The organism is Pseudoalteromonas sp. BMB (assembly GCF_001709235.1).
Lineage (GTDB): Bacteria > Pseudomonadota > Gammaproteobacteria > Enterobacterales > Alteromonadaceae > Pseudoalteromonas > Pseudoalteromonas maricaloris.
In genome coordinates, this window is sequence record NZ_MBQA01000207.1 from 70,753 (window position 1) to 79,517 (window position 8,765).

Below are 8,765 nucleotides of genomic sequence, written 5' to 3' on the forward strand. Positions count from 1 at the left end.
GTCAGAGGGAATCTATGCATAAAAAAGACGTTGAACACGCACAACGACATCCAAAAGTGATTATTATTTGCGACGATCCAGCTGAAATGACTGGCGTTGTCGATATTGTCGCTTCTCAAGTCAATGAATACCGTACTCTCACTAGTCATAAAGAAGTAGCAGAAGTGCTAACTGAGTCTCCACCAGATGTCATCGTTATTGCTCGAAAAACGGTAGCAAAAAGTGTCGAAATCTATAGCTTGCTCGCCAAGCACGGCTTACTTAACTATGCTCATGAGAACATTTTGTTGTGTGAAAACAAAGAGTCTGGCGTGGCCTTTCGGTGTTGTATGAAAGGTATTTTTACCGATTACTTTGTCTACAAACCTATGTATGAGAACTACCGATTTCGTATGATCCTACATAATGCCTTGGTTCGCACGGAAGGTACATCTGAAGTTGCCAAAATCAGAGAGGAACATTTTGGTCGCATAGATGACAAGCTAAAGCAATTGATTGATGATGCAGCCTTGTACCACCAAAAAGCGGATGAGACGCTACAAACAGTAAGACGTAATCTCGACAATGAGAAAGGGATTAATAAAGTTCAAGATGACTTGCTAAATGAACTAAAACAAAAACACTTATCGCCACTGTTGGATGAACTAGAACACCAATTGGCAGATAGCGTTAATGAATTAACAAAAAGATTGAAAGATAAACAATTCTCTATCGCTGAGCTTACTGCATTGCTGAGCGAAAAAGACAACTCTAAGTGTGCACAATTAGCGCAAAATGTATTGCCTGTGGGTGATACCGGTGAGGTTGATGTCAGTGAGCCAAAAGCGGTTGAAACCAAACAAGAAGAAATAAAAATAATGGTGGTGGAAGACAACGAAATCTACCGTGAAATGATAGCCAAGATCCTACGTGATGAGGGGTATAAAGTAGACTGTGAAACCAGTGGGTTAGGCGCTATAAAAACATTGAGAAAGCATAAATTCACCATGGTATTTATGGATTTATTTATGCCAGAGCTTGATGGCTACAATACAACCAAAAATATTCGCAATATTCCACATTGTAAAAAACTTCCTATCATTGCGCTAACTAGCAATAAAAACAAAGATATAATCAGAAAGTGGGCGTCTTTGGGGCTCACTGGGTACATCACCAAACCGTCTACCAAATCATCTATTTTAAAAGCTGTGGAAAAAGCACTTACGGAAAACCAATAAGTTGCGTAAAGTACAAATCAGCAAACATTATCAAATCGAGTTCTGCCATGATAAGCCATATCAGCTCTGACGTAAGTTTCGGAGTTGTAATTGGCCGCATAAACCAACAACGAAGTGAACGATGACTAGAAAAGCAACGACCCTGAGCCATTACACTACTCGCTTAAATACTGTTATTGATTACATCTATAACAATATTAATCGCGAACTTGATGTGATCACGCTTGCTGATCAATGCCATATGTCGACTTATCACTTTCACCGTGTTTATCGCTCAATCGCAGGGGAAACCATCAATGCAACCGTGAGAAGAATGCGACTACATGTTGCTGCAGGTATGTTAATTCGCACCCAAGACTCCATTGCAAAGGTGGCTGAGCAGACCGGCTATGCAAGTATTGAAGCGTTTAGCCGAGCATTTTCTCAACGATATAAGCAACCACCTAGCCTATTCCGCCAACATGAACAGGCCAAGGCAAAAGGCTGTGCGGCCGAGTTTCATATCATTAAGGTAGATGAGGATTCGAATATGTTTAATGTAGAAATAGGCAGTAATGAGCAAATGATGTTAATCGGGCTTGAGCACCATGGCGATTACATGCAAATCGGTCAAGCATTTGAGAAGTTAAACGTACTGACGCAACAACAAGGCTTATTAGGTGAAGATACGCGTTTCTTTGGTGTGTATTTTGACGACCCAAAAACCGTCGAGGAAAGCAAACTGAAATCAATGGCAACAATTTTAGTGCCAAAGACAACAGCATCTCTCCCAGAGGGGCTTTGTGAATTCGCCATTCCATCGGGCAAAACAGCTAGCCTACTTTACCAAGGTGACTATGCTTCTCTTGAAACGCCTTACGAGTATCTGTTTGGACAATGGTTGCCTAACAGTGAGTTTGAACCTGCCGATGTGCCTGTTATCGAAGAGTACTTAAATGATGTCAGAGATACACCACCACACGAGCTTCTCACTCGTATCACTTGTTACATTAAATAACTGCTTTTTATCCTGTTCAGGGATTAACTAATCTAAACGTGACTAAGCATCGACTGCTTAGAAAGAAGAAGGAGGGACTTCCCTCCTTCTTCTTTGTGAACCAATTAGAACCTATAGTTAAAGCTCAACTTAGCATTACGCTCGTTGCCAGGCGTACCGCCTAAGAACAATGCTTTGCTGTAATAGCGCTCATCAGTTAGGTTTTCAAGGTTGAGCTGAATATCGAACTGCTCAGCATCGAACTTAATTGCAGCATCCCAGCGGGTATAACCATCAATGGTTGCCGTAGGCAGACCGAAAGAAACAGAGTTAATTGTTCGTTCACTCTCATAGTTAATACCAAGACTGTACTCCAATGCACCACCAAACCAATCAATAGGTTGAGTATACTTCACCCACGTGCTGGCAAACTTTTTCGGCACCCCTTTCATTTGGCCTGAGCGCTCATTCGAACGGATCTCAACCGCATCTTGATAGGTTGCGTTCATGTTCACACTGATTTGGTCGTTCAATGCTAAATTTAAGTCAAGTTCTACACCTTTTGACTCATCTTCATCATCGAAGAAATAGCGTGGAACACTCACATTGTAGTCTTCACCAGGATTCTCGTTGTACTCTGGGTTGTTATACATTAGGTTTGTGCGTTTAGTTTCAAACCACACTAATGACCCCAATAAATCTTCGTCAAACGCAGTAAAACGCACACCAATATCTAACGTTTCAGATTCCGAGTCAGGTCTGTTTTTACGGTTCGCATCAGCTTCATTTTCTAGGCTACCCAGTACACTGTATGCAGTACGACCCTTTGCCATATTTACAAAAGCAGAAAGCTGAGAAGTCACTTGATAATTCAAGCCAATATTATACGTCATACCAGCATCATCAGTGTCCAGCTCTTCACTCTCTTCAGGTGAGCGGTCAGTCCCTAAATGCTGATATTTTTGTTCAACGCTAGTATATGCAAGGCCAGCACGAGCAGTTAGTGCATCAGTGATATACACCACTTCTTGTGCACTAATGCCATACGCCGTAAGTGTTTTATCGTAGTTACTACGTAGCGATGGGTTATAATCCTCAAATTCGCCTGTCGGCCAGTTTGGCTCGCGAATATCTAAGATATATGGAATTGAGCCTTTACCATCTGCATCATATGCAGACCAACTTTTTAAGCGCATATCACGATTTTCATAGTTAACGCTAACTAAGTGCTCACCGCTCAAAGAACCCATATCCCAAGTTAACTGTAAATCAGCAAAGTACTGCCAAGTTTTTTCGCTGGCAACTTGACGGCGATACTCTTGACGGCGAGCCGCATAAGGATATAGCACATCATCAATCACAAGCGGGGCTCTTGGGTTTGCATTGATCACACCATTGCGCTCCCAATAAACATAATTATAAGCACCTGTTTGGCGAACAAAATCCGAATCGTAACTACGCCATAATATCTGCTGGGTTAGCTTTGAGCTGCGATTTAAGTACCAATCGTGACGAAGCTTTATCCGTAGCTCTTCACCTTCATTTGGACGAGATAAAGGAGAAATAAGATTCCCATCGCCAAGATTAAAAGGCTTTAAGCCATCGCCAATACGGATTGACTCTGCAAGTTGCGCGCGCTGTTCATCATTCAGTTGTACACCTAACCACTTACCTTTCTCAGCATCATATTGTGGGTCATTTGGCAAGCGATCAGCTGTAACCAGTCCTGGTTGCCCAGTAATGCTATCCCAGTTAATAATGCGTACAGGATCGCCAATTGAATCTACTTGTTGCGAATCATCAATATAGGCCGTTGAAAGTAAAAATGAGTGCTCGCTGCTTGGGTCGAAACGTAAGCTTGCATAGATTTCGTCTCTATTAGATTCTAGATCTCGATAGCCGTCGCTACGCTCATGGTTTGCAACAACACGGTAGGCAAGCTGGTCAGTAATTGCATCTGTAAAATCAACGCCCAAGCCATAAGTATTCCATGCGCCCACTTTACCATTAATTGAGAGCGCCTGTTCAAATTGTGGCTTTTTCTCGACTAAGTTGACTACACCACCTGCTGCACCAATACCATAAAGACCAGTAGCAGGACCTTTTAACACTTCAATACTTTCGATGTTGGTTAAGGAGCGTGTTGGGTTAAAGCTGTTCCCTAAGTCAGCACCACCATACATACCATCATAGGTATAGTTTACGCCTAGACCACGAACCATTAGCGAATCACCAATACCGTAGTTATTACCTGCCTGAGATAAACCACTTACGTTGCGTAGTGCTTCTTGTAAAGTCGCTGCGCTTTGCGAATCTAGTAGCTCTTTGTCAACAACAACAACCGCTGCGGGGGTCTGCATAAGATCCATATTAGACTTAGTTGCAGTTCCAGATTGCAAAATAATTTTATTATGTTTGCCATAGACACTGATTTTTTCTATGTCTTCAGAAGCGAAAGCCATTGTGCTTGCACCAAGTAAAGCCAACTTAACCGCAACGCATGAGGCGGAAAGAACAGAAGAGCGAGAGTATTGCATTTTTTAACTCCAAACTACGCAATTGGATCTTTCTGAAATAGCCACGAATACCTATTTCAGAAAATAATTTATCAGAGAGGGGGCGAAGTTTAGCAAAACAATAGTAATGATAACAACTATCATTTACATTTTAAATTTGTAATGTTTTTTGCAATACACGCAAAGATGATAATAAAGTGTAACGGATGGATATTTTTATTTAGCGAGAGTAATCTAACTTCGTTATTTCCACGCTTCGCGGCTTACCCAATTTTGTAAACCGCATTAGATTAAAACAATCCGAGCAGCGTCGGATATAACTCATAACAGGTAAAGCTCACTTCAAGCCCAATCAAGACTAAAAGAAAACTGACCAGGTGCCCTACTTTTACTTTTGAACAAACATAAGCCCCTAACGGAGCACCAACGACTACAATCGGTATTGCCGCTAGCAAATAACCGTTTATTTCACTGGTGATCGTATTGAGGTGCCACGCATTGATGCTACTTCCGATCAATGAGGTAAACGTCATCACCACGACAGAGGTTGCAGTCGCCTTTTTCACATCTGCATTATAAGCAATCACCAACAAGGCAAAGAGTGCAATATCTGCACCCGACCCTACTAATCCACTCGCGATACCTCCGATTAGCGCTACGACCATAAAGCGTAGCATTTTAGGTTGGATAAACTCACTGCTAGGTTGGTGATGTGCCTTACGCCACCATCTCAAAATCAGTGTTAGTGCAAAGCAGAGCAACAAAAAGCTAAAAATAGACTTAACGAGCAGCCTTGGTGCCAGAGGCGCGATATATAATAGGCTGAGCGTTACACCAAGCGCAGCCATTGGCAACGCCATTAAAATAACGTTTTTATATACCGGAATACGGCGACAAAAAATAGTAATGGTCGCTGCTGTCATACCAAAGCTTTGTATCGCAAGAGAAAATACCTTAGCAGTAGCGGGGTCTATGTCTAATAATTTAGTCATCACAGGAAACGCAACGGCGCCACCACCTAATGCCGTTCCACCTGCCACAAACGATCCCAACGCCATGGTAAGCGCAATATGGGATTCACTGATAATTTGGCCAAGTGCCTGATAAAAGCCTTGTACCCAGATCAACGTAGCGTACACACCCAGTGTAAAAAATAACGGCCACATTGTCGGTTTTGTTATTCGTTGCAACATCATTCATCCCTTACTCTAAGAGCCTTTCCTTACCATTACAGTTACCTTGCTCGCCTTGCCTTTAAGCGAACGCAATTAAACATGATGAATACATTTTTTTCAAATTAATTTTACATTAAACATCACTCTATCTAGTCTGCAAGAAACACATCCTCAATAGTTGAAACGTACGCCTATCTCCCTTATTATAACTATAAATAATTACTTATTACTTTTTGTTATATCGGTAATTTGCTTATACCTAAAGGCTCAGTCATGACAGTAGAAACGGTGTTACCTCAAATATATCTAGATGCTAATGCAACAACCCCTGTATTAGAGCAAGCAGCAGACGCAGCATTGGTTACCATGAAAACCATGTTTGGCAACCCCAGCAGCAGCCATATTACAGGCCTTCAAGCGAAGCAACTGATGGAGCACACTCGCCAAAAAGCACGTGCTGTTTTAGGTTCTGGTCATGGTCGAGTGATCTTCACCAGCGGCGCAACCGAGGGCATCCAGACCGGCATACTATCAGCCCTTTGTGAAGCAAAAAAGAAGATACAGCCAAACAAAAAATATACGCTACTTTACGGCGCAACTGAACACAAAGCAGTGCCTGAATCACTCAAACATTGGAATCAAATTTTAGAAATAAATGCTGATGTCAAAGCCATCCCGGTTGATGGTGCAGGTAATCTGGATTTAGCGTTTATCGCAAATGAAGTGCCTAGTGCGCTAATGATTTGCACTATGGCTGTTAATAATGAAACCGGTGTATATCAAGACCTGAACAAATTAGAAGAAGTAATAAGAAAGCATAACTCAGATATTTTTTGGATGGTTGACTGTGTGCAAGCCCTGGGAAAACGCAGCTTAAACTTAGCGAGAACAACAATTGACTACGCACCTTTTAGTGGCCATAAGCTCTATGCACCAAAAGGCATCGGTTTTGTTTATATTAGAGAAACCGCGCCGTTTACGCCATTTATTGCAGGAGGCGGTCAAGAGAGCGGTTTACGCTCAGGAACAGAAAACTTACCAGGCCTTGCCGCACTGAATGTGATTTTTGATGAACTGCTAAAAGAAAATGACAGCCAATTTGCAAGCGTAGATAAGCTACACGATTTTCGAAATCAGCTGGCGCAAACGCTTAAAGATGCGTTCCCGACAATTGTATTTAATAATCAATTCAGTAATAGCGTTCCAACTACACTAAACTTTGCAATTCCGGGATTTAGCTCAAAAGAAATCATGGATTTGTTCGACGCAGCAAACATCCGTGTCAGCTCGGGTTCAGCGTGCAGTTCAAAGGTAACGCGCAGTTTTGTGCTAGATGCCATGGGACTCCCTGCATGGCAAAGCGAATCGGCTATTCGACTGTCTTTTGGCCCTGCCACAACCCAAACTGAAATAGACGCGGCGTGTGAACGCATTCTCCATTGTGCTCAGGCACTCGGTCACAGCTGTCTCATGCAAGCGGCGAATGGCATTAACAATAAAGAAGCACTTGACGGCCTAGTACAATTTAAAGTGGGTGGTGCATGCTGTTGGCTGTTTGCAGATAAGCAGTCAAAAACGGCGATTATTATCGATCCACTTCCTGAGCTGGTAGAACGTCTTAATACGATACTGGAATGCCAGCAGCTGACACTGCTCGCCGCACTTGATACTCATGGGCACGCCGATCACGAATCGAGTCGAACCGCACTGAATTTACCAAAACAAGCATGCGACCATTTAGGCTGGCCTACTCAAGCTACACAAATTGAATTTAAAGGCCAGTCACTTGAAGCGCTAGCTATTGGTCATTTCCGTCTTGCAAAACTAGCCACACCAGGACATACGGAAGATAGCGTCACCTTTATGCTATTGGAGCAACAGCAAGGTGAGTACACCATTAGATACGTTTTTTGTGGTGACCTAATCCTGATGGGAGCACTTGGTAGGACCAACTTCTCCACCAGCTCATCACAAGCGATGCTACACAGTATTCAGCTACTTGCTCAACTTATCGAAACCGATACTTTGCTATGTCCAAGCCACGACTACAACAATGAGTTTGCAACTACCCTAGCGGCAGAGTGTAATCGTAATTTGCTATTAAACAGTGTGCTTCAACATGACGTTGCAGTTGATGTATTTGTCGAGAAAAAGGCACAAATAGACAAAAACATTGTTGATGAGGCTGGCAGCGAGATCATGTGTGGCGCAACGGTTTGCAATAAAAACCAATTTGAATTGCACGAGTACACTACAAAAGAGCTCAATGCTCACATCGCTAACAACGAAGGTGTGCTGTTAATTGATATACGTGAACCGCATGAATATGCCCTAAACCACGACAGAGCATTTGATCAAAATGTGCCCCTCACCCGCCTTACTGACTTTATTTGCAAACATAGTCAAGACAAGTCGAAAGAGTTGGTGTTGGTGTGTCGCAGCGGCAGCCGTTCACAAGTTGCCGCACAAGCGCTGGCAAGACTTGGCTTTCATAATATCGGACATTTAAAAGGAGGGTATGCACTCATTCCATCAGCATAACCTGCCCTATTTCCTTTCTAAAGCCCCTACAGCGCTTGCTATGGGGCTTTTTTGATCTCACTTTTCATCACTACCGTATGAATACTAAAAATAACTAATACCAATTCGCTTAATTAAGTGATCTATTTTGAGGCGAGAAAATCTTGTCGATAACCTAGCGAAAATTTTGCTATTTAACCTGAGGTTTGGATAAGGAATGTTCCAACTCATTGTTGCTAAAGCACAACTTAGTTTTTTCCTTGTCTAGCCAGAGAGTTTTAGGGAAAACACCGCTTCCGCGTCCTGCTCTCGCTAAGGTACCTACATCCTGTAGGCAAGGCGAATTTACGCACCAATAGCT

General features: G+C 42.5%; 5 protein-coding genes. 3 read left to right on the forward strand and 2 right to left on the reverse strand.

Going from position 1 to position 8,765, the window contains the following annotated elements; genetic code table 11:
* Window positions 1-14: 14 nt before the first annotated feature.
* Together BB427_RS21540 and BB427_RS21545 are read left to right on the forward strand one after the other, a co-directional pair.
* Window positions 15-1,217: a response regulator gene (locus BB427_RS21540; protein ID WP_069023178.1), complete on the forward strand. Its 1,203-nt coding sequence runs from the start codon at window positions 15-17 to the stop codon at window positions 1,215-1,217.
* 121 nt (window positions 1,218-1,338) lie between these two features.
* A complete protein-coding gene (locus BB427_RS21545) occupies window positions 1,339-2,214 on the forward strand; it encodes an AraC family transcriptional regulator (RefSeq protein ID WP_069023179.1) in 876 nt (291 codons plus the stop codon).
* Window positions 2,215-2,318: 104 nt separating this feature from the next.
* On the opposite strand, the gene BB427_RS21550 is transcribed toward BB427_RS21545, so the two are convergent.
* Together BB427_RS21550 and BB427_RS21555 are read right to left on the reverse strand one after the other, a co-directional pair.
* A complete protein-coding gene (locus tag BB427_RS21550) occupies window positions 2,319-4,730 on the reverse strand; it encodes a TonB-dependent receptor (RefSeq protein ID WP_069023184.1) in 2,412 nt (803 codons plus the stop codon).
* Between the two features lie 269 nt (window positions 4,731-4,999).
* Window positions 5,000-5,902, reverse strand: a complete 903-nt coding sequence (locus BB427_RS21555) for a sulfite exporter TauE/SafE family protein (RefSeq protein ID WP_010375269.1) — start codon at window positions 5,900-5,902, stop codon at window positions 5,000-5,002.
* A gap of 255 nt (window positions 5,903-6,157) precedes the next feature.
* Between BB427_RS21555 and BB427_RS21560 the strand changes: the two genes are divergently transcribed.
* Window positions 6,158-8,425, forward strand: a complete 2,268-nt coding sequence (locus BB427_RS21560; protein WP_069023186.1) for an aminotransferase class V-fold PLP-dependent enzyme — start codon at window positions 6,158-6,160, stop codon at window positions 8,423-8,425.
* Window positions 8,426-8,765 lie beyond the last annotated feature (340 nt).